The organism is Halomonas sp. TH-94, from assembly GCF_057473365.1.
In genome coordinates this window covers 1-25,600 of sequence record NZ_JBYCKL010000059.1, presented here as the reverse complement: position 1 = coordinate 25,600, position 25,600 = coordinate 1, and the positions used below count along the sequence as shown (strand labels likewise).

The window sequence follows — 25,600 nt, the reverse complement described above, 5'->3', positions numbered from 1 at the left end:
CTTTTCAGCGCTCTTCGACTTGGCTACTCTGACGCCACCCGCCATCAGGAGACTTCATGGTCGGCCGCCTCTACGTTCCCCCGCTCGACTTGAAGCCCCTGCTGCCCGAGCTGCGCCAGGAGTCGCCGCTGCTGACCGCCATGAACCTGGCTCCCAGACGCCCGCTGTCGATCCTACGGCGGGAGGCGGACAGCACCTTCATGGGCCTCGCCTTCTGGGGCCTGACGCCTTCCTGGTTGACGGTACTCGACCATGCCCCGCACTGTGCTCGCGCCGAGTCGCTCGATGCCCGGCCCATGTTTCGTGAAGCCTTCGCTGCGCGGCGCTGCCTGATACCGGCGGGCGGGATCTACCTGTGGAAGATGCAGCCGCGCTTCAAGCAGCCGTTCCTCGTTACGCGCGTCGACCGAGGGCCGCTGCTGCTGGCAGGGATCTGGAGTCGTTACCACACGACGCTGACGGAATATGCCGACTCGATGGCACTGGTGACGGTGCCGACCAATGACTTCCTTGCCCCGCTGGGCGACAGGCTTCCGGCCATGATCGGCGCCGAAGACGCCCCGCAGTGGCTCGACCCGAATACGCCGCCCAATACCGCACACGCCCTGCTGCGTCCCGCTCCACGGGAACTGTTGGGCGCCTTTCCGGTATCAAGAAGGGTGAACGATCCTGCCAATCAGGATCCCGCCTGCGCACATCCCACAGGTCCCATGCTGCGCTGGAACGAACAGGAGACATGATGCCCAAGCCCTGCCAACCCCGCCCTCGTAACGAACGCCAGCTACTGCGCTCCTGGCTGGCCGGCGTGCTGCTGACCGGCCTGCTGACGCCTGGACTCATCCTGGCGCAGCCGACGGATGGCGCCGCCACAGACGAGGCGATAGACGAAATCGTCGAGCCTCATGTCAGTCCGCATGACAGCCGCGACTATCGAGTACTGATACTCGAGAACGGCCTGACGGCGTTGCTGGTCAGCGACGTGGAAGCCGATCGTGCCGCCGCCTCGATGAATGTCGGTGTGGGCAGTGCCCAGGATCCCGAAGACCTGGCCGGGCTCGCTCACTTCCTCGAGCACATGCTGTTCCTTGGCACCGTGCCCTTCCCCGAGGCCGATGCCTACCAAGGTTACCTGCGGCGTCACGGCGGCAGTCACAACGCCTTCACGGCCCCACAGGACACCAACTACTTCTTCGAGATCGAGCCTGCCGCGCTACCCGGCGCTCTGGATCGCTTCAGCCAGTTCTTCCTCACGCCGCTGTTCAATCCCGACCAGCTCGAGAGCGAGCGCAATATCGTGCACTCGGAGTACATGGCACGGATCCGCGACGATGGCCGCCGCGAAAACGACGTACTCAATCAGGTACTCAACCGCGAAAACCCCACCACGGGTTTTTCCGTGGGCAGCCGCGAGACGCTGGCCGACCCGGACGAGGGCGAACCCACCCTGCGCGAGCGAGTCATCGATTTCTACGAACGCTACTACGACGCCAACGTCATGCACCTTACGCTGGTCGGCCCGCAGCCGCTTGACGAGCTCGAAACGATGGTGGCAGAACGCTTCGCCGACATTGCCGACCGGGGCCTGGAACGCCCGGTGATCGAGGAGCCGCTGATCGAGGCCGAGGCCCTGCCCCGCCAGGTGGAGCTGCAGTCAGTCCGCGACAGCCGTCACGTTCGCTTCATGTTCCCGGTACCGGATCCTCTCCAGCACTATCGTCACAAGCCCGCCGACTATCTGGCCCATCTCCTGGGGCATGAAGGTGAGGGCAGCCTGTTTGCCGTTCTGCGCGATGCCGGTCTGGCCGATGGGCTATCCGCCGGGGCAGGGCGCGGCGACGAGCGTCACGCGCTGTTCACCGTCAGCGTCAGCCTGACACCGGCCGGTGCCGAGCGTATCGATGAGATCGAGGCCACCCTGTTTGCCGCCATCGAGCAGATCCGCGAACAGGGACTGGAGGCGTGGCGCTACGACGAGCAGGCTCAGCTTGCCGAGCAGCAGTTCCGCTTCCAGCAGCATGGTTCCGCCCTGCAGAGCGCCATGCGCCTGTCGATGAACCTGGCGCGGTTCCCGGTCGAGGACGTACAGTACGCCGCTTATCGTATGGATGGTTTCGAGCCCGAACTGGTCGCTGAGTATCTCGACGCACTTCGCCCCGAGTCACTGCTGCGTATCTACAGCGGCCCCGAAGTGGAGGGAGAGCACACGTCGCCCTGGTTCAACACGCCCTGGCGCGAAGTGGAGCCTGCAGCAAACACCTCTCAGCCCCTCGCGGGCCTCGCCCTGCCCGCGCCCAACCCGTTCATCGCCGAAGACCTGACACTGCTCGAGGCACAGGACGCACGCCCCTCACAGCTGCTGGAGGAGCCTGGCTTCAGCCTCTGGCACATGGCTGACGCCAGCTTCAACACACCCAAGGTCGAGTGGCGCTTCAGCCTGCAGAACCCCAGCGCCAGCAGCGACCCTCGCCACGCCGTACTCTCTCACCTGCTAGCCACCTGGCTGGACGACAGTCTCAACGAGGAGTTCTATGCCGCACGACTGGCAGGGCACGAGGTGCAGGCGTACCCTCACGCTCGCGGCATTACGCTGGCCTTTTCGGGCTGGCGCGATCGCCAGGACCGAGTCATGCACCGTACTCTCGAGCAGCTGATGGAAGGCGATATCGACGAAGCGAGCTTCGAGCGAGTGCGCTATCTGCTGCAGCGTGAGTGGCGCAACGCCCCTCAGGCGGCGCTGTTCCGTCAAGGTCACCGGACTCTGGCCGAGGCGCTGATGCGCCCTCAATGGCCGACTCAGAGCCTGCTGGAGGCCAGCCGCGAGCTGACGGTGGAGGATCTGCGCGATTACCGTGAGGCCTTCCTTGGCGAGCTGCGTTTACAGGCTCTCGCCATCGGCAATCTCGATGCCGACCTGGCCAGCCGCGAGGGGCGGCTGGTGGCCGAGATGCTGCAGCCGCAGCTCCCGCAGGACGCGATTCCCGACCTGACGCCACTGCGCATCGATGACGACCTGCCAAGGCTGCACCCGCTGACGAGCCGCGAGGAGTCGCTGGTGTTGCGTTACCTGCAGGGCAGCGATCGCTCGCTCGACAGCCAGGCGCGCCTATCGGTACTGGGCCAGGTCATCGACACGCCTTTCTACCAGCGTTTGCGCACCGAGGAGCAGCTGGGCTATGTGGTCAGCGCCGGCTATTCGCCGCTGCTCGACGCCCCGGGACTGAGCCTGCTGGTACAGTCACCCGATTCCACCAGCGGTGAAATCGAGAGCCATATCGACGCCTTCCTCGACGCCTTTGGCCAACGTCTGGCGGAAATGGACGATGCCGACCTGGCGCCCTATCGGCAAGCGGTGCACGATAGCCTGCTCCAGCGCGACACCAGCCTTCCGGGCCTGACCAACCGGCTATGGCGAGCCCTGTCGTTCGGCGACACCGGCTTCGACCGTCGTGAGCGGCTGGCTCAGCGCGTCCTGGCCGTCACCGCGGAGGACCTGCGCGAAACCTGGCCGGAGTTGATGGCGGCAGCGAGTGCCACCATTGCCTACGACCCAGGTGACGAACCCAGCGATGTCGCGGCCCTGACCCGGCACCTTCTGCCGCTACCCGAAGCCGACTACTGAACCCGGCTCATTACCAAAACAGTGCGCCCGGCCAATGGCCGGGCGCATTCGTATCCGCTGTCGACGTTCAGCCGAAAGCTTGGGCCGGCATCATCGCTTCCACGTGCATCACGAGCTCTTCGAGAATCAGGCGATCACGATCGCTCAACGCGACCTGATTGAGACGCTCGATTTCTCGCGCGAAGTCCTTCAGCGTAAAGCCGGACACGGCCGCATCGTTCATGCGTTCCCAGCGGTAAGCCTCCCAGCGTGCCTGCTCCTCACTACTCAAGGTGTCGGGATAGCTGCGCGCGCGAAAACGAAACAGCATCTCTTCCAGGCGTGGATCCTGGAAGGCGAACCGCGCATCGACGAGATCCCAGGGCGAGGCGTCGCGAACCCGCTGCATCTCACGGCGATCGGCTGGCGAGAAGAACCCGCCGCTGTAGAGCATCAGGTCCGGGTCGTGAGGGCCCTCCGGGGGCGGCTGGGCGAATACCGCGGCCACCTTCCGCCCCACATCGGGGCTGGCCATGAGACGCTTCCAGTGGGCGCGACAGGCCGCCAGATCGAGCCCCAGGCGTGAGACGATCTCGCCGTACTCTCCCTGCCTCGGGCCATCGGCGTCCTTCAGTGCCGCGCTGGGCAAGATCACCGGACTGCGATTGATATGGATGACCTTGAGCGGAATCCGCGCCTCGCCCTCGGCGAGATCGTCACTGCTGACGAAAACGCGCTGGCGAATCTGCTCGGGATCCATCTCGATCAGAGCCTGGGGGTCCACGGAGAGGTCGTAGACGATGACACCATTGGGGTTGGTGGGGTGCTCGGCAAGCGGCATCACCAGCGCACTGCAACCCCGGCTGGCGGGGTAGCGACGCGATACGTGCAGCACCGGTTTACGCCCGGGAATATCGAGACGTCTGGCCACCTCGCGCTTGCTGCGCAGCGCCAGCAAGTGATCGAACAGACGCGCATTGCGCTGCTTGAGAAGGCGCGCCAGGGCGATGGTGGCGCGCACGTCGGCCACCGCGTCGTGAGCGCCCTGATGGGCAATGCCATTGGCGGCCGTGAGGTCCTCGAGCCGGAAGCTGGGCGAGCCGTCCTCGCGGCGCGGCCACTCGATACCAGCCGGACGCAGGGCATGGAAGGTGCGCACTGCGTCGATCAGATCCCAGCGCGAATTGCCGTTCTGCCATTCACGCGAGTAGGGCTCGAGCAGGTTGCGATAGAACAGGCAGCGGCTTACTTCGTCATCGAAGCGCAGCGAGTTGTAGCCCAGCGCACAGGTGCCTGGCTCGCTCATCAGTGCGTGGATGCGACCGGCAAACTCCGCCTCAGGCAGGCCGCGCCGACGGGCCTGCTGCGGCGTGATACCGGTGATCAGGCAAGCCTGGGGCTGCGGCAGATAGTCATCGGCCGGTTTGCAGAAGAGTTCCACCGGGTCGCCGAGCTCGTTGAAGTCGGCGTCGGTGCGTATCGCGGCAAACTGCGAGGGTCGATCGCGGCGAGGATCGGCGCCGAAAGTCTCGTAATCGTGCCACAGAAAGGTCATCGGGGCGGCATCTGGCTTCGCCATGGGCGCGGTGTCTCCTGACTGCGTCCTGAGCGGCACAGCCTATCACAGCCCCGCCCGCGACTCAGCCGAGGATACGCTATGTGAACGCTCTTGCTCCTAGCTGCGCGGCAGCGTGACGTTGAGCTCCAGTACCGAACAGTTGTCTTCGCTGTCCAGGCTGATGTTGATGGCGTCGTCGTCCACCTGGACGTAACGGCGGATCACCTCCAGCAGCTCCTTTTCCAGCATCGGCATGTAGTCGGGCTGACCGCGCTGGCTGCGCTGATGCGCCACGATGATCTGCAGCCGCTCCTTGGCTACCGAGGCGGTCTTTTTGCGTTCACGCTTGAGAAACTCCAGCAACTTCACCGGCGACCTCCTCCGAACATGCGGCTCAGCAGGCTCTTCTTCTGGGTTTCGTGGAAGCGCAACGGCACTTCCTCACCCAGCAGGCGCGAGACGGTATCCATGTAAGCCTGCCCCGCATCGCTATTGTCGTCGTGGGTCACGGGCACGCCTTGGTTGGAGGCGCGCAGCACCGCCTCGGACTCGGGAATCAGGCCGATCAGGTCGATGGCGAGAATTTCACGAATGTCGTCGAGGTTCAGCATATCGCCGTGATCCACTCGCGCCGCATTGTAGCGAGTGATAAGCAGATGCTCCTTGATGGGCTCATCGCCACGCTCGGCGCGACGTGTCTTCGAAGCCAGCAGCCCCAGGATGCGATCGGAATCGCGCACCGAAGAAACCTCGGGGTTGGTGACCACGATTGCCTCATCGGCATAGTGCATGGCCAGTTGGGCGCCACGCTCGATCCCGGCCGGGGAGTCGCACAGGATGTAGTCGAAATCCTTGCTCAGCGTTTCGAGCACCTGCTCGACTCCCTCGGAGGTCAGCGCATCCTTGTCCCGGGTCTGTGAGGCCGGAAGGATGTGCAGGTTATCGACCCGCTTGTCGCGGATCAGCGCCTGGTTGAGGCCGGCCTCGCCCTGGATCACGTTGACCAGGTCATAGACCACGCGTCGCTCGCACCCCATGATCAGGTCGAGGTTACGCAGCCCCACATCGAAATCGATGACAACCGTCTTGTTCCCCCGCAGCGCAAGCCCAGTGGCGATAGCCGCTGCGCTGGTCGTCTTGCCGACCCCACCCTTGCCTGAGGTCACTACGATGATCTTGGCCAAGTTATTCGTTCCTTTGGATAACGATGAAAGACAAAAGCTGCAGGGGCCGCGGCTAAACGAGAGATGTTATGCCCAGCTGAGCATCGCGCAGTACGACCTGCACCGAGGCGCCCAGCAGATGCGGATCGATGTCCTCGAGCCGCTTGTAGGTACCTGCCACCGAAAGCAGCTCGGCACGCAGCTCGCGGCAGAAGATACCGGCATCGGTATCGCCATGGATACCGGCCAGTGCACGACCGCGCAGAGCGCCATACACGTGGATGCTGCCTGCCGCCAATACCTCCGCCCCAGCATTGACGGCACCGATGACCACCAGATCGCCCTCGGGCGCACTGACCTGCTGCCCGGAGCGAACCGTACCGCGGTAGATGCGGCCGCCGCTCGACGCGACGGACTCGCTGGCCGCCGCCACCGCCTCGATGGGCGGCACCTCTTCAAGGGTGCGAGCACGTGGCACGTCGGTAGGCGGAAACCAGCCCAGCCCCAGCGCCCAGGCCGACTGCTTCACCGGGTCGGCGCCACCGCGTACGGCCACAGGCAACAATTTGTGAGACCGGCAGACCGCACATATCCGCTCCAGGGCGAGGTGGGGCTCATCCAGCTTCTCGACGCTCAGCACCACAGGAGTATGTTGAAAGAAAGCGGGGGACTGGCTGAGTTTCCCTGCCAATTGCTCACGAATCCGTTCAGGATCGGCGCTTGCCAGCTCCATGACGGTCATGGGCAGCATGCCCCCCTTGAAGGTGAATGCCATCTCTGCCCTGTCCACTTTGAGGCTCATTGCCGGACTCCACTCGGGTGTTGTCGGGTCGTGGGACTAAAGCTAAGCGACTCCCATCCCCCCTGCAACTGGTGATACGGCCAGCCGTAGCTCTCCGGCTCTAGCCGACGCTTGTCGGTGCTTATCGCTACTGACTCGCACCCTGCTGTTCCGCCATACTTTTCCACAGCCGCGGTGCGTGATTAGATAACATACATTAGACGAAAGACGCCGCTTGGACAGTAACAATAACGGCCTGCGCAGTCTCCACGTTGCGCCACTCACTCTCAGGATGCCTCATGCCCGGATTTCTCAGCCGCCTCTTCGCCCCGCGCTGGCAGCACCCCGATGCCCAGGTACGGCGGCAGGCCGTCGATCGGCTCGACCCGGCTCGGCCCGAGCAGCAGCAGGCACTGCAAGCGCTGTGCCTCGACTCCGATGTCGCGGTTCGCCAGGCGGCACTGGAGAAGGTCGATTCGATCGACACTCTGCTTACATTGACACGGCAGCAGCCCGACCAGCCAGAGCTACATCGACGACTGGTCGCCCTGCTGACCGGCCAGGCCGGTAGCCTGGAGCTGGCCCAGCGCCTGAAATTCGTCGAAGGGCTCGACGAGCGCCTGCTACTCTCTCGCGTGGCATTGGAGGGTGACAACCAACAGCTGCGCCTGGCCGCCGTGGCACGCCTGACGGAGGAGGCGGACCTTATCGAGCAGGCCTGCGACAACGGTATCGCCGCGGTTCGCCATGCCGCCGCCGCACGCGTGACCAGCGAATCAGGCCTACAGCGCCTGGCCCAGCAGGCACGTCGTGACCGCCAAGTGATGCGCCAGGCGCGTGAGCGGTTGAGCCGACTACGCGCCGATGCCGCCACCCTGGTGGCCGCTCGCGAACAGCGCGACGGCCTGCTGGCAAAGCTCGAAGCCCATGCACGAGCCCCTTGGGAGCCACTCTATGCCGGCCGCTACCGACACCTGGCACGCGCCTGGGAGGCCCTCGCCGACATGCGCGACGCCGAACAGGAGCGCCGCTTTCAGGAGGCATGCCTGCGCTGTCGCAAGATCATATCCGACCATGAGGCTCAGGAGCACGCCAGTGCCGAAACGGACCGCCGCCGTGAACGGGCGGCTGAAGCCCGCGAGTCGCTGCTCGAAGCGTTGGAAGAGAGCCTGGCCAGCCTGCCCCGTGGCGACCGCCTGACGGGGCAGGACATTGCCAGCTTGCGCTCGCAGAAAGTGCTGTTGGCCAACCGCTGGCAGACCCTCTCCGACCTCCACGTCGCCGACGAGGTGCTGCGCCAGCGCTACGATGCCGTATTGGCCGATTATGATCATGTGCTACGCACCTGGGAGCGCCTTGAAGAGCATTCCGCTGATATCGAGCAAGCTATCGAGGAGCAGGATGGCGAACGCCTGGCGGCCGCCATCGACGCCTGCCAGTGGCCTGACGCGCTTCCTCCCGCCCCCCTGTTGAGCCGAGCTCAGCAGATGCTTGCCGGCCAGAAGCAACCCGATGAAGAGGACATGGCGGCACGTCTCGAGCGTTTCGCCCAAGACCTGTCGCAACTGGAGAAATTGCTGGATCGAGGCGCCTTCAAGGGGGCCAGCCGGCTGCACCAGAGCCTGAAACATCGAGCCGATACGCTGCCGTCATTGAAGCTTCGTCCTCACCAGGCAACACTCAAGCGTCTCGGTGCAAGACTGGCTGAGTTACGTGATTGGCGCGGTTTCGTTGCCGGCCCCAAGCGCGAGCAGCTGTGCCAGGCCATCGACCAGTTAGCCAACGACACTGCCGTCACCGATGCCGAGCTAGACCGTCGTCATCGCCAGCTGGTGCGTGACTGGAAAGACCTGGGAGATGCCGCCGCCAGCCGCGAGCTCTCGGAGCACTTTCGCAGCGCCTCGGATAAGATCCACGAGCGTCTAACACCCTGGCGCGAGCGTCAGACCCAGGAGCGAGAGCGCAATCTCGGCGCACGCATCGCCCTTTGCGAGCAGCTCGAAGCCCTGCTCGAGGCACCTGCCGAAGACGCCGACCCGGACGCGCTGCGACGCATCCGCGACCAGGCTCGCGAGGAGTGGCGCCGCCACTCACCGGTGCCACGCGACCAGGCCCAGGCCATTGGGCGGCGCTTCGGCAGGATTCGCTTCGCCCTGCAAGGCCTGATAGACCAGCGCGCCAAGCAGGTGGCCGACGCTAAGCACGCGCTTATCGAAGAGGCCCGCAGCCTGGTCGAGCGCCCGCTTTCTTCCGACGGTCGCGCAGCGCAAGCCAAGGCCCTGCAGCAACGCTGGCGAGAGCTGGGACGGGCTCCACGCGGAGAAGAGCATGCGCTGTGGCGCGAGTTTCGCGCAGCCTGCGATCAGATATTTGCCCTTCGCGACGCCCAGCGTGACGATCGCACCCAAAAAGCGCGCCAGCGGCTGGATGAGATGCAGGGGTTAATCGATCGCCTGGATGCCTGGCAACCGACCCGCTCCGCCGACAGCCGCACGCTGGAAGAGGCGATCGATCAAGCGTCGGCCCTGGAGCCGCTGCCCTCGGGGCGGCGCACGGAAGGCATGCGACGCCGCTGGAGCGGAATCGTACGTACCCGCCGCGAGCGGCTGGCTCGCTTGGCAGTAATGGAGGAGATACAACGCTGGCAGGCCAGCCGACCGCTGCTCGACGCCCACCTGGCGGCAGATGCCGACTGTCTCATGCGGGAGGAGTGTATCGAGATACCGCTCGAGGCAGCGCCAGGCCTGCCCGAGGATATGCATAGCGCGCACGCGCAGCGCAACGCATCACGGCGAAACCCGCCGCCTGCGGAGGTGGTTGGCGAGCAGCTCGCACGCCTGCGTGTCCACCTGTCGCTGCTGGCCATGGGGCGCATCAGCCAACATGACGAGCCGCTGCGCCTGGCGATTCAGGTCGAACGTCTCAATGAAGGCCTGGGCCGCGAGTTGAGTCGTGCCGAAGAGGTGCGCATCGTGTTGCGCAACCTGCTGGCCACCGGCCCGGTTTCGCCCGAGCAGTGGGAACGGGAAGTGGGCGAACTCGATTCATTGCTTACACGGCTCACACGCCTGCCGCCGCCCTGAGCGAAGCCAGCAGACATGAAAAAGGGAGGCCTTCGCCTCCCGCCAGCGTCTTCCGACAGCCTTCACCCCATGAATTGGCCGCCGTTGATATCGATATTGGCTCCGGTGATGAAACCGGACTCCTTGTCAGCCAGGAACACCACCAGGCGTGCAATCTCCTCTGGCGTGCCATAGCGCTTGACCGGAATGGTCTCGCGGATGGCTTCTCGCACATTCTCGGGAATCTTCATGATCATGTCGGTGGCGATGTAGCCAGGTGACACGGTGTTGACGGTGATGCCCTTGGTGGCAGTTTCCTGGGCCAGCGCCATGGTCAGACCGTGCATACCGGCCTTGGCCGCCGAGTAGTTGACCTGACCGAACTGGCCCTTGCGACCGTTGATCGAGGAGATGTTGATGATGCGCCCATGCTTGTTTTCGAGCATGTTCTCGATAACGCTGCGGCAGGTATTGAAGACGGTGTTGAGGTTGGTGTCGATCACCTCATGCCACTGTTCGGGCGACATCTTCTTCATCGTGCCGTCACGGGTAATGCCGGCACAGTTGACCAGAACACTGATGGGCCCATGCGCTGCCTCGATCTCCTTGACCCCGGCCTCACATGCCTGATAGTCCGTCAGATCGACCCCCGAAAGGGAAATGTTGTTGTACCCGTCAGCTTTCTGGGTTTCGAGCCAGGTCTTGGCCTTTTCCGGATTGTGGTAACCCGCCACCACGTGGTAGCCCGCTGCCGCCAGAGCGCGACAGATCGCCGAACCGATCCCCCCGGTTCCGCCGGTGACCCACGCTACGGGTGCTGATTGAGTCATATTCCGTCTCCCTGATCATGACACTTTGTAGTCGCATTGCTTGACCTAACGCAGCAGGCCAACGATAACAGGATGCTGGCTGAAGGCATCGCCTTCAAGCTCCCTTTTATGATTATGGACATTAGCACCGCACTTGCACGAACAACGTCGCATGCCTTGACACAGCGCAGAAAATACGTAGAATACGCCACACGTTGATGCGGGGTGGAGCAGTCTGGTAGCTCGTCGGGCTCATAACCCGAAGGTCGTCGGTTCAAATCCGGCCCCCGCTACCAAATACGAGAACCGAGGCCAAAAGCCTCGGTTTTTTTATTGCCCCACGTCGGCAATTGCCCCCACGCGGCATTGAACCGACGACCGTCGGTTCGCTCTTCGTTTCAAGCTCAGCGGCCCCGCTCCCCAATACGAGAACCGAGGCCAAAAGCCTCACCTCACAGAAAATCCAATCCACGGGCTGCCAACGCTATGCTGCGGTCGTCACCACTGGTACCGCGACAGAAGCTCTCACTGTAGAAGCGACGCACAAGATCTCGCTGGCGCAGCGTTCCACGGCGCAGGTCATCCAGCCAGTGGTTGATCTGCCCCGACACGGACACTCCATCATGCGATACCAACTTTTCGGCAGCGCCATCGCTCATCAGGGCAATGCCGGTCAGGCTTGCCATCGCCTCGCAGCCATACTGCACCTGCCCGAAGGTCAATTGATCGTCGACGAAGCGTGTCTGATTGGCAAACTCCCCTTTGCCACGCTCCCCCAGCGTAAAGAGCTTCGGCATAAGCTCGTACGACTCGTCCCCTTGGCCCTCGCTTGGCTCTTCGGTCTTTTCCTCTTCAACTTCCGCCAAGGGTACTGCGCGCTCCACCACGAGCTCCCCATCGCCCACCTTGAGCCATAGCAGCCTCTCGCGCCCCATCAGTGCCAGCAGCAGGGTGCAACGCAGGTCGCGCGCCGCCCGCCCCTGCTCGGCAGCGCGGTCCATCAGCGTCCCCCTGGCGTGGCTAAACAGCAGTTCGGCAAATTGCTCCAGAGCTACCGGGGAAGGCGCTTCTTGCGTATCGAGCAACCAGGCCAGCTGCGCCTCGAGAGAATCGGCAAGACGCAACATGCCGGTAACCAGCGTACGTGCCCCCAGGTCCGACGCCGGCGAGCTGCCGGCACCGTCGGCCACTACCAGCACGGGGCGCGGCTGCGATACCCCGCCTGCCGCATCCTGGCAGGGTATGGCCGGCACCTTCTCCAGGTGAGCCAGGCCGGCGGTGGCGACAGCCAGAACCGACCAGCGCGATGTCGTCTCACAGGTAAGAGCGGGAGACTCAGCGGGCATGCAGCACCTGCGTGCGTTGCGGTCTGCCAGGAGTCGTGAGGTGCACGGCGTGCTTGCCCGCTGCCAGCGCGTCGCGATAGTCGCTCAGGGCTGCATGCCACTGTGCCAACGTGGCGCGCTGAATGGGCGCGTCGGCTCCTACCGTGAAGGTGGTGACGAACATGTCGCGGATGGTATCGGGCAATTCGCGCCAGAGTTCGTACCACACGCCTTGAGGCACCTCGCGCTGACCGCGCCCATAGGCGAAGTTGCCTCGCCTCAGGTTGCGCACCGGGTCGTCACCGCCCACGATGTCGTAAGGGTGGCGCCCCAGCATCAAGCACTTGAACAGCACGATCGCCAGCGAGAAAGCTTCGCTGCGCGGCGTGCGCACGGTATGGCGAAAGGAGACGCCCTGGTGCTCCCTGGGTGTCATGTCGGGACTGCCCACGGGGCAGGGGTAAAAGGTGCCTTCCACCCGAAGTTGAAAGCTGTCGCAGTCGATCAGCGTGACCTGATCGGACGAAGGTACGCAGAACACATTGTTGAGGTTGTAGTCACCGATGCAGACCCCGGCCTCATGCAGCTGCTGAACGATCTCGACGAAGCGAATCAGGTAGCCAACGAGACGGCGGCGGTCGAGCCCGGGAAAATAGCGCTGATAGAGCAGAGCGTGGGCAAGGAAGCTCATTTTCACACCACGCGCCCGATACATGGCGAAACCGATCCAGCGATGCTGCTCGTCGAAGACTCGGATCAGCGGCCAGCAAACGTCGCGGGTCATGTGCGCGTCGCGTAGGCTGCGCATGGCCTCGACCTTGCGATGCAGCTCCTCGCCGCGCTTGTCGAGCACCTCGGAGTAGTACCATTTGACGATCACGTCAGGACGGTCGCGCAGGGCGAATATTTCGCCCTCGCCGCCGCGCTCGAGACGCTTGCCTAGGCGTCGCTGCTTGCCCTGAGAATCGGTGACCACTCGCGACCGTGCTAGCACTCGACCTCCTTCGACGTCATGCGATCGTCCTAGATGCTGTCCCAGCTGTCGGTGGGTGGCAGTTTGACCTGATCGGTAGTGGACGAAGAGGCCGACACCCGACTCATGCTGGCCGAAAGCCAGAGGAAGAATTCGCGAAATTTCAATCCGTCGAGACGCTTGGCCGGTCGCGTGGAGAAGGCACTGAGCGCTTCGAGATCGGCCTCTTCGACGCCAACCGGCACCACGACCAGCTTACGCTGCTGAGCAAGGGTCCGTGCGCGCGCCGATACGGCCTGCCACTGGTCCGTCGGCACGCCGTCGCTGATCACCACCAGCCAAGGCTGGTAATAGGCCACACCGGCCTTGCGGTAGGCTTCGGTGCGCTCTTCGAGCCGGTCCAGCGCCAGCTCCATGGCTCCGCCCAGCGGAGTGAGGCCCGAGGCGGTGAACTGCCGACACTGGGAAATGTTCATCGCCGTGGTAAAGGGCAACTGCTCGGTCACCTTGCCCCCGGCGGTGATGACGCCGAGCTCGACCGAGCAGGCCGCCATGTCGTCTTCCTGAATGGCCGAGATGAAAGCCTGAACCCCGGCATTCAGTTCGCGAATCGGCGGACCGAACATCGACGCAGAGGTGTCCAGCACCAGCATGCACGCGCAGCGAGGTGAAGGGTTGTCGATCAGGTCGCTGTCGCCATTCAGTCGGTAAGTTGCCATCCCACGTTCCTCGAGTCTGGGCGTCCGACCCCGTTACGGCCGAACGAACATGAGACTATCACAGCCCCGGGCCGGATGCCGCGCCCACCACGATCTGTTGGCCAACGCGGCACAAGCGAACTTTCCGTCCACTTGAATCCGGCCGCCTTTACCCGCATCTTTCGAACAAACTCACCCCTTACACAAGGCCAACGCCATGTCCATCGTCGACCCACGCAGCGGTGCTCCCCTGACGGCACCCCAAGACGCTACCGCTTCCGCTCCGCAGGAAGCGCCCAGTGATGAGCAGCTGATCATCGATGTGGACCGCAACAACATCCAACAGCTGCTGGAATTCTCCATGCAGGTGCCGGTGCTTCTCGATTGCTGGGCCCCCTGGTGCCAACCGTGCAAGGTCCTGATGCCGATCCTGGAGAAGCTGACGCGGGAGTATCGCGGTACTTTCATTCTAGCCAAGCTCAACATCGAGGAGAATCAGGAGATTGCCGCCCAGCTCGGCGTGCGCTCGGTGCCGGACGTCAAGCTGATCAGCCAAGGCGGGCTGGTGGATCACTTCCAGGGCGCGCTGCCCGAAAAGGAGATTCGCGAATGGCTGTCACGCTACTTCCCCGCCCCCGAAGATGCCCCTGCCAGCCCCGAAGAGCAGGCCGCCGAGGCCTTGGCCCAGGGCGACACCGCCACCGCCCGCGCCCTCTATGAGCAGCTCGTACAGCAGAGCCCCGAACACTACCCCTATCAAGTGGAACTGGCCCGTACGCTGGTGGCGGAAGGTCGCAGCGACGAAGCGCTCGCCTTGCTCGACGCTCTGCCGCCCGAGGAGCGCGACTCGGCGGCGGCCCGTGGCGTGCGTGCCAGTATCGAGTTTCGCGAGGAGGCGCCTGACGATGAAGAGCTGGCTGGTCTGGCCGGGCGGGATGACAGTGAGGCGCAGTACAAGCGGGCGCTGCGCCAGGTCGCCGATGGCGACTACGAAACCGGTCTCGAGGGGCTGCTGGCAGTGATGCGCAAGGATCGCGGCTACGAGGACGACGCGGCGCGCAAGACCCTGTTACGCGTGTTTGACGCGCTGGGGGCCGACCACCCACTCACCGTCACTTATCGTCGCAAACTCTTCACTCTGCTGTACTGACGAAAACGGGTAAAACCCGGTAAAGGCGAGCGGCAGGGCCGGCCACGACTGGCCGCTCCTGCCGTCGCACGCATTCGCTCAGCGCTTCAGCGCGCCGTCGAGTCGGCCCAGGGCCTCTTCCAACTGTGACGCCGTGGTCCCGAAGTTGAGCCGAACGAAACCCGGCCAGCCGAAATCGGCGCCATCCGAGAGTGCCACCCCGGCTTTATCCATCACGATCTCCTGAGGCGCCCCTTGGTAGGCGGCGAGGCCTTGGGCATTGCGCATGTCCAGCCAGGCCAGGTAGGTCGCCTCCGGTGCACTCATGGCTACCCCCGGCCACCGTTCCACCCGTTCGATCAGCATCTGGCGGTGTCCTCGCAAGGTCGTCAGCAACGCCTGGCGCCAGGGGTTGCACTGAGCGTAAGCAACCTCGGCAGCGACCAGGCCCAGCACGTTGACATCCGGCAGCAGGCCGCGGGAAGCCGCCGCGAAGCGCTGCCGCAGCGAAGCATCCGAAATGATGGCGCAGGCAGCGGTAAGGCCGGCAAGATTGAAGGTCTTGGAGGGTGCCCACAGCGTGATGATGCGTGCTGCAAGTTCGGGGAACGCCGCGGCCAGCGGCCGATGTACGGCACCTTCATCCAGCAGCAGGTCGCAGTGCAGCTCGTCGGAGACCACCAATAGGTCGTGACGTTCGACCAGCGCCGCCAGGCCGGCAAGCTCCTCGTGGCGCCACACGCGCCCGGTGGGGTTGTGCGGCTGGCACCAGAGCAGAAGCCGCGTCTCGGGCGTGATTGCCGCCTCCAGCGCCGCCAGGTCGAGTCGCCAGGGTTCGCCGGGACCGGACGGTTCGGCAAGTGACGCCTGCTGGGCCAGGCGCCCGGTACGCTCGGCCACCTTGAGGAACGGTGGGTAGATCGGCGTGACCGTCAGCACGCCATCACCCGGCTCGGTCAGCGCCAGACTGGCCACGTGCAGCGCTGGCACCACCCCGGGGATCCACAGCTGCCACTCCGGCTCGATCGCCCAGCCGTATTCCCGGGCGCTCCATTCGCAGAGGGTGCGCTTGAGGCTCTCGGGAACCACTCCGTAACCATATACACCGTGGTCGACGCGTGCTTGGAGCGCCTCGATCACCGCCGCAGGAGAGCGGAAATCCATGTCCGCCACCCATAGCGGCAGGATACTGGCATCATAGCGATGCCACTTCTGCGACGGCCATTCGCCCCGTTCGGGGTGGCGCCGCTCGATGGGCGTGGCAAAATCGAACTCCATGATCTCTCCTCGGGAAACAGCGTTATGAGCGAAACCATGCCGGAAAGCGGGTTCTATGCCAAGGTACGCCGCGGCATGCCTGCCCTGCTCGACCAATGGCGCCTGCTGGGTCAGGGAGAGCCGGACCGCCTCGCCCTGATCCTGACCGAAACGGCTCGCGTGGCCCGCCTGGGCGAGCCCGGCGCCACGCCCGATGGCGACACGTTGGCGGCCTGGAGCCAGCCCGACGCAGGCGACGACATTCCGCTGTGGGCAGCTCGCACTGCCGCCTTCCTGCTCATCCAGATGCCGGCGCGCCCTGTGCCGACGAGCGACGATGAGGCCTGTGCCTGGGCTTACTGCTGGCTGCGCAATCGTGAGTTCGCCAGCGTGGATGAGGCCCGCACCGCTCTGCCTGACCATCTCCAGGAAGCTCTGACCCATGCAGTTGGCGCTGCCTGGGCAGATCGACAAGGGCTGCGGCTGGTCTAGCCTCGCCACTTACATTACAAGGAAATCCTATGGACGTCCCCTTGAGCTGGCAGCTGGCCAAGCTCGCGGTATCGATCGGTATCGTGCTTGGACTTTCGATGGTCGCCGAGCGTGTCAGCACCCGCGTGGCGGGACTTCTCGCCGGTTACCCGCTGGGTACGGCGATTGCACTGTTCTTCATCGGGCTGGAGATCTCGCCGGGCTTTGCCGCCGAAAGCGCCGTGTTCAGCCTGGCGGGGTTCACCGCCACTATGGCACTGGGGGGCGGCTATCTCATCTGCGGACGCCGCGATGGGTTGATCGGCGTGCTATACGGTACCGCGGGCGGCCTCGTCGCCTGGTGGTTCACGAGCCTGGTGCTGACGCGCTTCGAGTTTGACCGAGTGAGCGGCACCCTGGTCACGCTGCTGGCTATCTTCGTCTTCACCTGGCTCTATCGCCGCCTGCCGGAAACGCGTGCCTCGGTGCGTCGCGGCGGTTCACGCTGGCAGCCGCTTGTGCTGCGCGCCTCGCTCGCCACCGCCATCGTCTTTATCGTCACCGGCCTGGCTCACGTATTGCCGCCTTCCTGGGCAGGTATGCTGGCGGCCTTCCCGATCTCCATGTATCCGCTGCTGGTCATCCTGCACCTCACTCACGGTGCGGCGCCGGCGGCCACGGTGATCAAGCATTATCCCGCCGGGCTCGGGGCGCTGCTGTGCTATACGCTCTGCGTGTCGCTCACCTATGCCACCCTAGGCCTGCTATGGGGCACGTTGGCGGGATTTGCCGTGGCCACTCTATGGCTGCTGGGATGGATGCGGTTACAGGCCTGGCACAGTGCAAGACAGGCCCCAGGCGCTTGACCTAGCGTTTGCTCGGGGCAATGCTGTCTGCCTCAGCAACGCTACAAGACCAAAAAAGGAAACCTTCATGTTCGTGCGTTCCGTCGAGCCCGCCTTCTATGACACCGACGCCCTTGGCCACGTCAACAACACCCGTCTGCCGGCCTGGTTCGAGCTGGCACGCAACGACCTGTTTCGCCTGTTCACCCCCGACCTGGATCCACGCAAGTGGAAGCTGATCATGGCGCGCATGGAAATCGACTATCGCGCCGAGCTGCACTATGGCAACGATATCGAGATTCGCACTTACGTTTCGCGTCTCGGCAACAGCTCCTTCACCGTCACTCAGGAAGCCTGGCAAAAGGGGGCACTGACCAACCTGGGCCATACCGTCATGGTTCACTTCGATCACGACGCCAAGCGCGCCGTACCCATCGAGGGTGAATTGCGCGCCGCACTCGAGACCCACTTGCGGACGGAAGAGGAGCCGACCGACGCATGACACCGGCGGTCAAGGTGTTGGAGCGCGACGGCGCCGCCTTCGAGCTGCTCAGCTATGAACACGACCCTCGTGCGCCCGCCTATGGCGAAGAGGCGGCCAATGCCCTGCAGCTCGATCAACGTACCGTGTTCAAGACGCTAGTTGCACGCCTCGACGACGGTCGCCTGGTAGTGGGCATCGTGCCGGTCGTCGCCCAACTCGACTTGAAGGCGCTGGCCAAGGCAGCGGGGGCTCGACGTGCCAACATGGCCGAAGCCGCTGCCGCCGAGCGTGCGACTGGCTATGTGCTGGGCGGCATCAGTCCGCTGGGCCAGAAGAAGCGCCTACCGACGTTTCTCGACGTCAGCGCCGAGACGCTCGCTTGCGTGCACGTCAGCGGCGGGCGTCGCGGCCTGGAAATCGCCTTGGCCCCTGCCGACCTGGTCCGGCTGTGTGGCGCAACTCCAGTGCCCTTGGCACGTGGTTGAGCCCACCATGAGCCGATTTCGGTCGTCTGTGGTCAAAAACCCATGACCCGTCTTTGAGGCGGGCCATTCACCGCCGCCAGGAGTCCATCATGGCCATCCGCTACAACCTCTGGCTCGATCCCGACAACGTGGCTCAGCACCGCGAAGTGGAAGCGGACCTGGAGCGCTACTTCATGGAGCGGTTCGCCGACTACCCGCATATCCGCTTGTTCGGCGAGGACCCCTACGATTATGATGCGCCGTTCAATCGCCTCTATGACGTGCTGATGGCACGGGCCAATGAGTACTGCGAACGCCAGTGGCGTGGCTACGTGCCCTCGCCCGAGCAGCTCAACCGGACCTTCTTCCGCGCCGTGGGCCGCTCCAACAAGTTCGTACGGGACCGCTACGATGGTGATACAGACCGACCAGATGCCTGATACACGCCAGCTCGCCATCATCGCCGAGCAATTGGGGCGTGCACCGCGGGGCATCGAAGCGGTGGCGGCCGTGGATGGAGAGAACACTCCTCTGGTGCTGCGCATGGCGCCCATCGTCGATGGCAAGCCATTCCCCACTCTCTACTGGCTCAGCTGCGACCGCCTCAAGGTCGAAATCTCGCGAATCGAAGCCAGCGGCGTGATCAAGCAACTCGAAGCCAGGCTAAGAGACGACCCCGATTTCCTTGCGGCTTACCACGCCAGCCATCGCGATTACGTGGCAGCGCGCTGGCACCACATGAGTGACGCCCAGCGCGCCGAAGTCGAACGGCTCGGTTACGAAGGCGTAATGCGCGAGCGCGGTATCGGCGGGATTACCAACTGGGACCAGGTGCGCTGTCTGCACACCCAGTATGCCCATCACCTGTGCGGCCACAACGTGGTCGGCCAGTGGCTCGACGCCGAGTTCAACGTGGCCGCCTGTCTGCCCTGACGTTCTCTCAACCCGTTGCCCAAACTCTCCCCAGTGGCCGTCAGCTGCTAGGATAGGGGCTTTCCGAGGAGAAGCGCATGTCGAGATTCTGTGTCTACCTGGGCTCCCGCGATGGCCGGAGCCCAGCCTTTCTTGAAGCCACCCGAGCGCTCGGACACGAGCTGGCCCTGCGCGGCCACGGGCTCGTCTACGGGGGCGCCCGTATCGGTCTGATGGGAGCCCTCGCCGACGCCGTACTGGAAAAGGGGGGAGAAGTGATCGGGGTGATGCCCGACCACCTCGTAGAACGCGAACAAGCCCACCAAGGGCTGCCAACGCTGATACGCGTCAACAACATGCACGAACGCAAGGCCAGCATGGCCGCCCATGCCGATGCCTTCATCGCTTTGCCCGGCGGCATCGGCACCCTGGAAGAGCTGTTCGAAGCCTGGACCTGGCAGTATCTGGGGCTCCACGACAAGCCCATCGGCCTGCTCGACACCGCCGGTTTCTACTCGCCGCTGTTGGGCTTCCTCGACAGTACGGTGGAGCACGGCTTCCTCAACTCACGCACGCGCGACTGTCTGGTGGATGCCGAATCACCCACAGCACTGTTGGACGCACTGGAAGCCAGGCTTACCAGGAGCTGAGACCGCTCACTCCAGCTACCCAAGGGAAAAACATGTTGCTCGAGCCTAGCCCCCGGCAGCCTGCTCGAGCGTACGCAGGTAGGTCAGCTGCAACAGGCGAGCATCGTCGCCGGCACGGTGCCGGCTGATCCCCAGCTCCTTCACCAGCGCCTCACGGGTCGTGTGCCAAAGGGCGAGTTGGCGCTCGCTGAGGAGTATGCGCAGCGCCTCCAGGCGGAAAGCGGGTAGCATGCCGGCATGATGGAACAGCAGCGACAGCCAGGTATTGTCGTAGCCCCAGCTGTCGCTGTAGGCCAGGCCTATCTCGCCAAGCTCATCGTTGAGCCAGCGCGCCACCTGGTCTATCGGCAAGCCCTCGCGCAACAGGCGCGCCCGGGAGATACCGTGCAGCAGCTCGGCTTTGGGATCCCAGTGGGTCCACTCATTCAGGGGTAGGACGAGAAAGGCGCAGCTGCTGCCGTCGGCCCGTGCCAGGCCGATTTCGATGGGGTAGCTACCGCGCCCGAACCCGGACGCCTCGATATCCAGCAGTGTGGGCAGCGTCACGAATGGGCATATCCTCGAAAGCAGGGCTGCTTGGCTTGGCAGAAGGGGTTAGTGTCGGGCCTGAACATCGTCATTGTCCAGCTCCACGCTTTCTTCCAGGCCCGCATGACGGTCGGCAAGGGTCTGCCAGCGCTCGGCCTGAATGCGATCGACCGGTAACCCCAACTCACCCAAACGGTACGCTCTGGCCAAGCGATTGGCGGCCAGCGGATGGCCTGCCTCGCCGGCTCGGGCATACCAGGTGACGGCTCGCTCCTCGCGACGCGGATACTGGGCACAGCCAAATTCGAGAATCCTGCCGGCTTGGTATTGAGCCTTGAGGTTACCGGCCTGAGCAGCCTCGAGAACGTAGCGCGCACCGCGTGCCTTGTCCTGGGGGCTTACCCCACGCTGGAACAGCATGTGCCCGTAGAGCGACAGAGCGCCAGGATGACCGGCGTCGGCACAGCGCTCGAAGAGATGCATGGTCAGACGCTGGGTCCGTGGAGAACGAGGTAGCCAACGCGTATGGAATAACTGTTCTGCAAGACGGTATTCGAGTCGGGTGAACAGTGATGATGCCTGCGTCATTGTGCAAACAACCTTGCTTTCGTCTTGAAGCCGGCGACATGACGTGGCCCCACCCTGTGGTCTCGTCATGGCCTGTCTTGAGCTCGCCGCGGAACTCCGCCGGGCCCGCCTGAGGGTCGCCAGCATACGCCCGCCCCGGCGCCGACTCAACCCCCTAGATTTGCTGCCTTGGTAGGCCTCGGCTAGCATGGCTTGGAATACACAACCAGAACGTGACCGAACCCACCCTTACAGGAGCGACGATGCAGACGCGACCGCTTGGTGACACGGGCATCGAGGTCAGCCGCCTGTGCCTGGGCACCATGACCTTCGGTGAGCAGAACAGCGAAGTCGAAGCCCATGAGCAGCTCGACCGTGCCGTAGCCTTCGGCATCAACTTCATCGACACTGCCGAGATGTACCCGGTACCGCCCCGCGGCGAGACGCAGGGGCTTACCGAGTCCTATATCGGCAGCTGGCTCAAGCGGCGCGACAGTCGCGATGACGTGATCATCGCCACCAAGGTCACCGGCCCCGGGCTCGAACACATTCGTGGCGGTACCCGTCTGACTCGTGAGCAGATTCGCCAGGCACTCGATGCAAGCCTCAAGCGCCTGAAGACCGATTACGTCGACCTTTACCAGCTTCACTGGCCCGAACGTTCGACCAATTATTTCGGCAAACTGGGCTATGAGCATGACGAAGAGGAAGCGACTTGCTCGCTGGAAGAGACGCTTGGTGTGCTCAAGGAGCTGGTCGATGCCGGCAAGATTCGCGCTATCGGTCTTTCCAACGAAACCCCATGGGGTGTGATGAAGTCACTGCAGCTCGCAGAGCGACTCGGCCTGCCGCGGATCGTCTCGGTCCAGAACCCCTACAACCTGCTCAACCGGGCCTTCGAAGTCGGCCTGGCCGAGATCGCCCATCGCGAAAATGTCGGCTTGCTGGCCTATTCCCCGCTGGGCTTCGGTGTGCTTTCAGGCAAATACCTCCAGGGGGCACGTCCGCAAGACGCTCGCTTGACGCTCTTCGAACGTTTCAAGCGCTACACCTCACCGCTGGCAGAAGAAGCTACCCAGGCCTACGTCGATATCGCACGCGAGCACGACCTGGACCCGGCGCAGATGGCGTTGGCCTTCGTCAACTCACGCAGCTTCCTGACCAGCAACATCATTGGCGCCACCACGATGGAGCAGCTCGAGGACAACCTGAACAGTGAGTCGCTCAAGCTCGAGCAGAGTACGCTCGATGCCATCGAAGAGGTGCATCGGCGCATCCCCAACCCCTGCCCTTGAGTGATGCCGATTACGAGTATGGCGACGGGCTATCGCGGCGATAGCCCCGTCTTCCAGTCACTGCTGATATAATTGCACTCAATCCCGATTCGCCTTATTCAGGTACAGGAGTGCTCCATGCTGAGCGTGATCTCGCCGGCCAAAACGCTGGACTTCGAGACCCCGGCCACTACGCCCCTTCACTCGCAGCCGGACTTTATCGATCATAGCCTACGGCTGATAGGCATCCTGCGCGACTACTCGCCGCAGCAGCTCAGCGAGTTGATGGGAATCAGCGACAAATTGGCAGGGCTCAATGCAGCTCGCTTTGCCGAGTGGCGGCCGCCCTTCACCCCGGATAATGCCAAGCCGGCCGCCCAGGCCTTTCAGGGAGACGTCTATGTCGGCCTGGAAGCTCATCGCTTCAGCGAGGACGACAACGCCTTCGCCCAGCAGCATCTGCGCATTCTCTCGGGGCTCTATGGCCTGCTGCGTCCCCTCGATCTGATCCAGCCTTACCGCCTCGAGATGGGTACGCGCCTGCCCAACCCCGCCGGCAAGGACCTCTATGCTTTCTGGCAGGGCACGCTGACCGAAGCGCTCGACCGTGCCATTGACGAAAGCGGCTCCAAGGTCTTGGTGAACCTGGCCTCCAACGAGTACTTCAAGGCCATCGATGCCAAGCGGCTCGATGCCAGGGTGATAACACCGGTATTCAAGGATGAAAAGAACGGCAAGTACAAGATCATCAGCTTCTACGCCAAGAAGGCGCGCGGCCTCATGGCAGCCTGGATGATCCGCCAGCGGCTGGACGACCCCGAGGGCCTCAAGGGGTTCGATGAGGCAGGCTACGCCTTTAATTCGAGCATGTCAGAGGGTGACACACTGGTGTTCACTCGCCGCGAAGCGCAGCACTGAATTCATATAAGACGCCCTGCTCGCAGCCTTAGAAGAAACGCAGCGGTCGCGCCGAACGTGGCTTCAGGAAGCGCTTGTGGATCTGGCGAAAGCTCTCGTCGTCGCAGCGATCGAGCCACTCGTAAGCCACCATGTCGGCGCTGACCGCGATGGCGCCCGCCGTTGTCATCCGCTCCCGGGCGAGTCTCGCCTCCTCCGCCCGCCGGCTGACCGCTGCCTCGCTTAGCCAGTACACCTCGTAGCCCGCTTGCAGCAGCCCGAGCCCTGTCTGCATGACGCAGATATGCGCCTCGCTGCCGCACAGGACAATCTGGCGCCTGCCGCTCTTCTCCAGCGCACCGGCAAAGTCAGCCTCGGCGTGAGCATTGAAATGTACCTTTTGCCAGAGCTGGTGGTTTGGCAGCGCCTCCAGCAACCGCGGTTCGCTGCCTCCCAAGCCTTCAGGGTATTGCTCGGTCAGCCAGACAGGTATGTTCAGTTCGCAGGCCACACCACCCAGCCAGGCCGCCTCGGTAACCGCCTGATCACCCGCGTCGATGACCGGCAACAGGCCAGCCTGGAGGTCAACGATCAACAGCAGGCTGTCTTGTCTCGTCAAGCGCATGTTCTTCCCCTTTTATCATCACTTCCGACAGCATAAGCCGGTAGAATGGGGGTTCCAAATTTCTCTTACCCTCCCCGAATTACAGAGGAACCACGCAATGCGTCATTTCCTTGTCATGATGATGGTCGCCATGATGGGCTTCGGCCTGGCGATCGAGCATGCCGAAGCTCGCCGCATGGGCGGCGGCGGCAATGTAGGCAATTTCTCCCGCTCGGCCGACCGTCCGGCTGCCGCTCCCAACCAGGCCGCCCCGGCACGTCAGGCGCAGCCCAACCAGGCGGCAGGCTCACGCATGCCCGGCATGCTCGGTGGAATGCTGGCAGGCGGCTTGCTGGCAGCGCTGTTCTTCGGCGGTGCCTTCGATGAGTTGCGCCTGATGGATATTCTGCTCATTGCCGGTCTGGGCTTTCTGCTGTTCCGGTTGCTGGCGCGCCGCCGCACCGCCGTAGCCGGTGGCCCCCAACCGGCCGAGCGTCAGCCGCACGCAGCGCCCCAGGCTTTCCAGCCGGCGCCCGGTGCCACCTTGGGCAGCACCTTCGACAGCCTGCCTGAATGGTTCGACCGCGAACGCTTCCTGGCCGGCGCCAAGGAGCACTTCATGACCCTGCAGCGTGCCTGGGACAATAACGATTTCAGTGGTATCCAGGAGTACGTCACTCCGGAGCTCTACAACCTGTTGCGTGAAGAGCGCAGCAAACACCCGGCCAACAACCGTACCGATATCGTGCGCCTGTTTGCCGAACTCGGCGATGTGCGCGAAATCGGCAAACAGGCCGAGGCCACCGTCATCTTCCATGGCATCCTCGACGAGAACGGCGAACAGAACGAATTCAACGAGACCTGGCACCTGATACGTGAAATGCGTGATGGCGCCCCTTGGTACCTGCAAGGGATCGAACAGCGCGATTGATTCGAGACCCATGATGAAAAAGGCCGACAGCTGTCGGCCTTTTTTATTTCTGCTCGCCTAGTTCACGTAATAAGTGACGCAGGCAAGGCGTAATAATCCGCTTCTCCCTGTACATAACGCTCTGAGCTAACCAATAGTGCCCCCCAAGCTCTTCCGTATTCGGGGTGTGGGGGAAGATACCTGACGCTATTTGCACCGGCCCGGTAAGCAGCGCCCTGCTACGCGACTTGCCCTACGGGTCTGGACTCGCAGTTTCCGTCCGTCCCCGACAGGCGGGTCCGTGGGTGGCCACCAAACGGCGAAACCCAGCCTCTTTCGAAGCTGGGTTTCTGAATAGATGCCTGACGTTCGGGCCGGCGGGCGGCGCTTCGCTCCTCTCGCATGGGGGTGAGAGCGCCCGGCCCTTCGCACACCGCCGCGAGGGCGCTCGAACGCCCCGAGCCGGCGAGGGGCCGGTCCGCGAAGCGGCCCCGCGAAACGGAGAACGGGCCAACCCCATGCCCATGAAAAAACCCCGAGCTCTTTAGGAACTCGGGGTTTTTGGAATAGATGCCTGACGATGACCTACTCTCGCATGGGGAGGCCCCACACTACCATCGGCGCTGAGTGGTTTCACTGCT

Annotated in this window: 26 protein-coding genes and 1 tRNA gene; 15 read left to right on the top strand and 12 right to left on the bottom strand. The window is 63.7% G+C overall.

All coding sequences use genetic code 11. The features are described from left to right. Positions 1-56: 56 nt before the first annotated feature. Together AC2VNO_RS11480 and AC2VNO_RS11475 are read left to right on the top strand one after the other, a co-directional pair. Positions 57-740: an SOS response-associated peptidase gene (locus tag AC2VNO_RS11480; RefSeq protein ID WP_486934246.1), complete on the top strand. Its 684-nt coding sequence runs from the start codon at positions 57-59 to the stop codon at positions 738-740. Continuing rightward, on the top strand, positions 737-3,619 hold the full coding sequence (locus AC2VNO_RS11475) for an insulinase family protein (protein ID WP_486934245.1): 2,883 nt from the start codon (positions 737-739) through the stop codon (positions 3,617-3,619). The genes AC2VNO_RS11480 and AC2VNO_RS11475 overlap by 4 nt, the downstream gene beginning before the upstream one ends. A gap of 67 nt (positions 3,620-3,686) precedes the next feature. On the opposite strand, the gene sbcB is transcribed toward AC2VNO_RS11475, so the two are convergent. The 4 genes from sbcB to minC form a co-directional block, all read right to left on the bottom strand. Next, positions 3,687-5,177, bottom strand: coding sequence for an exodeoxyribonuclease I (gene sbcB, locus AC2VNO_RS11470; protein WP_486934244.1), 1,491 nt, complete (start codon positions 5,175-5,177; stop codon positions 3,687-3,689). Positions 5,178-5,273: 96 nt separating this feature from the next. After that, entirely contained in the window at positions 5,274-5,525 is a 252-nt protein-coding gene (minE, locus tag AC2VNO_RS11465; protein ID WP_010630224.1) for a cell division topological specificity factor MinE, read from the bottom strand. Next, positions 5,522-6,340: a septum site-determining protein MinD gene (minD, locus tag AC2VNO_RS11460; RefSeq protein ID WP_228577118.1), complete on the bottom strand. Its 819-nt coding sequence runs from the start codon at positions 6,338-6,340 to the stop codon at positions 5,522-5,524. Before minD ends, minE begins: the two co-directional genes overlap by 4 nt. A 52-nt stretch (positions 6,341-6,392) precedes the next feature. Beyond that, positions 6,393-7,121, bottom strand: a complete 729-nt coding sequence (gene minC / locus AC2VNO_RS11455; protein WP_486934243.1) for a septum site-determining protein MinC — start codon at positions 7,119-7,121, stop codon at positions 6,393-6,395. A 278-nt stretch (positions 7,122-7,399) separates the two neighbouring features. Here minC and AC2VNO_RS11450 point away from each other — a divergent pair, with 278 nt between their 5' ends. Further along, a complete protein-coding gene (locus AC2VNO_RS11450; RefSeq protein ID WP_486934242.1) occupies positions 7,400-10,183 on the top strand; it encodes a DUF349 domain-containing protein in 2,784 nt (927 codons plus the stop codon). A 62-nt stretch (positions 10,184-10,245) separates the two neighbouring features. On the opposite strand, the gene phbB is transcribed toward AC2VNO_RS11450, so the two are convergent. Beyond that, positions 10,246-10,992: an acetoacetyl-CoA reductase gene (gene phbB / locus AC2VNO_RS11445; protein ID WP_486934241.1), complete on the bottom strand. Its 747-nt coding sequence runs from the start codon at positions 10,990-10,992 to the stop codon at positions 10,246-10,248. 198 nt (positions 10,993-11,190) lie between these two features. Between phbB and AC2VNO_RS11440 the strand changes: the two genes are divergently transcribed. Next, positions 11,191-11,267, top strand: a tRNA-Met gene (locus tag AC2VNO_RS11440). Positions 11,268-11,423: 156 nt separating this feature from the next. Here AC2VNO_RS11440 and AC2VNO_RS11435 read toward each other — a convergent pair. Genes AC2VNO_RS11435 through AC2VNO_RS11425 form a run of 3 tightly spaced genes read right to left on the bottom strand, consistent with a single transcriptional unit; the run spans position 11,424 to position 13,988 of the window. Then, complete coding sequence (locus AC2VNO_RS11435; RefSeq protein WP_486934240.1) at positions 11,424-12,317, bottom strand: protein phosphatase 2C domain-containing protein; 894 nt, start codon at positions 12,315-12,317, stop codon at positions 11,424-11,426. After that, positions 12,307-13,290, bottom strand: coding sequence for a kinase (locus AC2VNO_RS11430; RefSeq protein WP_486934239.1), 984 nt, complete (start codon positions 13,288-13,290; stop codon positions 12,307-12,309). Before AC2VNO_RS11430 ends, AC2VNO_RS11435 begins: the two co-directional genes overlap by 11 nt. A gap of 29 nt (positions 13,291-13,319) precedes the next feature. After that, complete coding sequence (locus AC2VNO_RS11425; RefSeq protein ID WP_228577101.1) at positions 13,320-13,988, bottom strand: VWA domain-containing protein; 669 nt, start codon at positions 13,986-13,988, stop codon at positions 13,320-13,322. A gap of 196 nt (positions 13,989-14,184) precedes the next feature. Between AC2VNO_RS11425 and AC2VNO_RS11420 the strand changes: the two genes are divergently transcribed. Beyond that, complete coding sequence (locus AC2VNO_RS11420) at positions 14,185-15,117, top strand: tetratricopeptide repeat protein (RefSeq protein ID WP_486934238.1); 933 nt, start codon at positions 14,185-14,187, stop codon at positions 15,115-15,117. A 78-nt stretch (positions 15,118-15,195) separates the two neighbouring features. Here AC2VNO_RS11420 and AC2VNO_RS11415 read toward each other — a convergent pair whose 3' ends face one another. Further along, on the bottom strand, positions 15,196-16,374 hold the full coding sequence (locus AC2VNO_RS11415; protein WP_486934237.1) for a MalY/PatB family protein: 1,179 nt from the start codon (positions 16,372-16,374) through the stop codon (positions 15,196-15,198). Positions 16,375-16,410: 36 nt separating this feature from the next. Here AC2VNO_RS11415 and AC2VNO_RS11410 point away from each other — a divergent pair, with 36 nt between their 5' ends. From AC2VNO_RS11410 to AC2VNO_RS11380, 7 genes are all read left to right on the top strand, one after another. Next, on the top strand, positions 16,411-16,845 hold the full coding sequence (locus AC2VNO_RS11410; protein ID WP_486934289.1) for a hypothetical protein: 435 nt from the start codon (positions 16,411-16,413) through the stop codon (positions 16,843-16,845). Positions 16,846-16,874: 29 nt separating this feature from the next. Continuing rightward, the gene (locus AC2VNO_RS11405) at positions 16,875-17,690 is read left to right on the top strand and encodes a hypothetical protein (RefSeq protein ID WP_486934236.1); all 816 of its coding nucleotides are present in this window, start codon (positions 16,875-16,877) and stop codon (positions 17,688-17,690) included. A gap of 67 nt (positions 17,691-17,757) precedes the next feature. Next, positions 17,758-18,171: an acyl-CoA thioesterase gene (locus tag AC2VNO_RS11400; RefSeq protein WP_486934235.1), complete on the top strand. Its 414-nt coding sequence runs from the start codon at positions 17,758-17,760 to the stop codon at positions 18,169-18,171. Beyond that, positions 18,168-18,638, top strand: a complete 471-nt coding sequence (gene ybaK, locus AC2VNO_RS11395; protein WP_486934234.1) for a Cys-tRNA(Pro) deacylase — start codon at positions 18,168-18,170, stop codon at positions 18,636-18,638. The genes AC2VNO_RS11400 and ybaK overlap by 4 nt, the downstream gene beginning before the upstream one ends. Before the next feature lie 89 nt (positions 18,639-18,727). Beyond that, positions 18,728-19,057: a hypothetical protein gene (locus AC2VNO_RS11390; protein ID WP_228577083.1), complete on the top strand. Its 330-nt coding sequence runs from the start codon at positions 18,728-18,730 to the stop codon at positions 19,055-19,057. Continuing rightward, complete coding sequence (locus tag AC2VNO_RS11385) at positions 19,029-19,550, top strand: DUF501 domain-containing protein (RefSeq protein ID WP_486934233.1); 522 nt, start codon at positions 19,029-19,031, stop codon at positions 19,548-19,550. Before AC2VNO_RS11390 ends, AC2VNO_RS11385 begins: the two co-directional genes overlap by 29 nt. A gap of 77 nt (positions 19,551-19,627) precedes the next feature. Then, complete coding sequence (locus AC2VNO_RS11380) at positions 19,628-20,179, top strand: LOG family protein (RefSeq protein ID WP_486934232.1); 552 nt, start codon at positions 19,628-19,630, stop codon at positions 20,177-20,179. 45 nt (positions 20,180-20,224) lie between these two features. Here the strand turns inward: AC2VNO_RS11380 and AC2VNO_RS11375 are convergent, their stop codons facing one another. Continuing rightward, a complete protein-coding gene (locus AC2VNO_RS11375) occupies positions 20,225-20,725 on the bottom strand; it encodes a hypothetical protein (protein ID WP_228577075.1) in 501 nt (166 codons plus the stop codon). Positions 20,726-20,773: 48 nt separating this feature from the next. Further along, complete coding sequence (locus AC2VNO_RS11370) at positions 20,774-21,295, bottom strand: tetratricopeptide repeat protein (RefSeq protein WP_486934231.1); 522 nt, start codon at positions 21,293-21,295, stop codon at positions 20,774-20,776. A gap of 242 nt (positions 21,296-21,537) precedes the next feature. Between AC2VNO_RS11370 and AC2VNO_RS11365 the strand changes: the two genes are divergently transcribed. Together AC2VNO_RS11365 and yaaA are read left to right on the top strand one after the other, a co-directional pair. Continuing rightward, positions 21,538-22,569: an NADP(H)-dependent aldo-keto reductase gene (locus AC2VNO_RS11365; protein ID WP_486934230.1), complete on the top strand. Its 1,032-nt coding sequence runs from the start codon at positions 21,538-21,540 to the stop codon at positions 22,567-22,569. Positions 22,570-22,686: 117 nt separating this feature from the next. Continuing rightward, entirely contained in the window at positions 22,687-23,466 is a 780-nt protein-coding gene (gene yaaA, locus AC2VNO_RS11360) for a peroxide stress protein YaaA (protein WP_486934229.1), read from the top strand. 28 nt (positions 23,467-23,494) lie between these two features. Here the strand turns inward: yaaA and AC2VNO_RS11355 are convergent, their stop codons facing one another. Beyond that, positions 23,495-24,070 (bottom strand): isochorismatase family protein, encoded by a 576-nt coding sequence (locus tag AC2VNO_RS11355; RefSeq protein WP_486934228.1) that lies wholly within the window; start codon positions 24,068-24,070, stop codon positions 23,495-23,497. A 97-nt stretch (positions 24,071-24,167) separates the two neighbouring features. Between AC2VNO_RS11355 and AC2VNO_RS11350 the strand changes: the two genes are divergently transcribed. Beyond that, a complete protein-coding gene (locus AC2VNO_RS11350; RefSeq protein WP_486934227.1) occupies positions 24,168-24,980 on the top strand; it encodes a Tim44 domain-containing protein in 813 nt (270 codons plus the stop codon). Positions 24,981-25,600 lie beyond the last annotated feature (620 nt).

Coding starts and splice junctions, on each gene's coding strand:
- AC2VNO_RS11400 (WP_486934235.1), top strand. CDS start 17,758: ATGTTCGTGCGTTCCGTCGAGCCCGCCTTCTATGACACCGACGCCCTT.
- AC2VNO_RS11390 (WP_228577083.1), top strand. CDS start 18,728: ATGGCCATCCGCTACAACCTCTGGCTCGATCCCGACAACGTGGCTCAG.
- AC2VNO_RS11420 (WP_486934238.1), top strand. CDS start 14,185: ATGTCCATCGTCGACCCACGCAGCGGTGCTCCCCTGACGGCACCCCAA.
- AC2VNO_RS11425 (WP_228577101.1), bottom strand. CDS start 13,988: ATGGCAACTTACCGACTGAATGGCGACAGCGACCTGATCGACAACCCT.
- AC2VNO_RS11385 (WP_486934233.1), top strand. CDS start 19,029: ATGGTGATACAGACCGACCAGATGCCTGATACACGCCAGCTCGCCATC.
- phbB (WP_486934241.1), bottom strand. CDS start 10,992: ATGACTCAATCAGCACCCGTAGCGTGGGTCACCGGCGGAACCGGGGGG.
- AC2VNO_RS11415 (WP_486934237.1), bottom strand. CDS start 16,374: ATGGAGTTCGATTTTGCCACGCCCATCGAGCGGCGCCACCCCGAACGG.
- sbcB (WP_486934244.1), bottom strand. CDS start 5,177: ATGGCGAAGCCAGATGCCGCCCCGATGACCTTTCTGTGGCACGATTAC.
- AC2VNO_RS11475 (WP_486934245.1), top strand. CDS start 737: ATGATGCCCAAGCCCTGCCAACCCCGCCCTCGTAACGAACGCCAGCTA.
- AC2VNO_RS11350 (WP_486934227.1), top strand. CDS start 24,168: ATGCGTCATTTCCTTGTCATGATGATGGTCGCCATGATGGGCTTCGGC.
- AC2VNO_RS11480 (WP_486934246.1), top strand. CDS start 57: ATGGTCGGCCGCCTCTACGTTCCCCCGCTCGACTTGAAGCCCCTGCTG.
- minC (WP_486934243.1), bottom strand. CDS start 7,121: ATGAGCCTCAAAGTGGACAGGGCAGAGATGGCATTCACCTTCAAGGGG.
- AC2VNO_RS11410 (WP_486934289.1), top strand. CDS start 16,411: ATGCCGGAAAGCGGGTTCTATGCCAAGGTACGCCGCGGCATGCCTGCC.
- ybaK (WP_486934234.1), top strand. CDS start 18,168: ATGACACCGGCGGTCAAGGTGTTGGAGCGCGACGGCGCCGCCTTCGAG.
- AC2VNO_RS11380 (WP_486934232.1), top strand. CDS start 19,628: ATGTCGAGATTCTGTGTCTACCTGGGCTCCCGCGATGGCCGGAGCCCA.
- AC2VNO_RS11435 (WP_486934240.1), bottom strand. CDS start 12,317: ATGCCCGCTGAGTCTCCCGCTCTTACCTGTGAGACGACATCGCGCTGG.
- AC2VNO_RS11365 (WP_486934230.1), top strand. CDS start 21,538: ATGCAGACGCGACCGCTTGGTGACACGGGCATCGAGGTCAGCCGCCTG.
- AC2VNO_RS11450 (WP_486934242.1), top strand. CDS start 7,400: ATGCCCGGATTTCTCAGCCGCCTCTTCGCCCCGCGCTGGCAGCACCCC.
- AC2VNO_RS11405 (WP_486934236.1), top strand. CDS start 16,875: ATGGACGTCCCCTTGAGCTGGCAGCTGGCCAAGCTCGCGGTATCGATC.
- AC2VNO_RS11370 (WP_486934231.1), bottom strand. CDS start 21,295: ATGACGCAGGCATCATCACTGTTCACCCGACTCGAATACCGTCTTGCA.
- yaaA (WP_486934229.1), top strand. CDS start 22,687: ATGCTGAGCGTGATCTCGCCGGCCAAAACGCTGGACTTCGAGACCCCG.
- AC2VNO_RS11355 (WP_486934228.1), bottom strand. CDS start 24,070: ATGCGCTTGACGAGACAAGACAGCCTGCTGTTGATCGTTGACCTCCAG.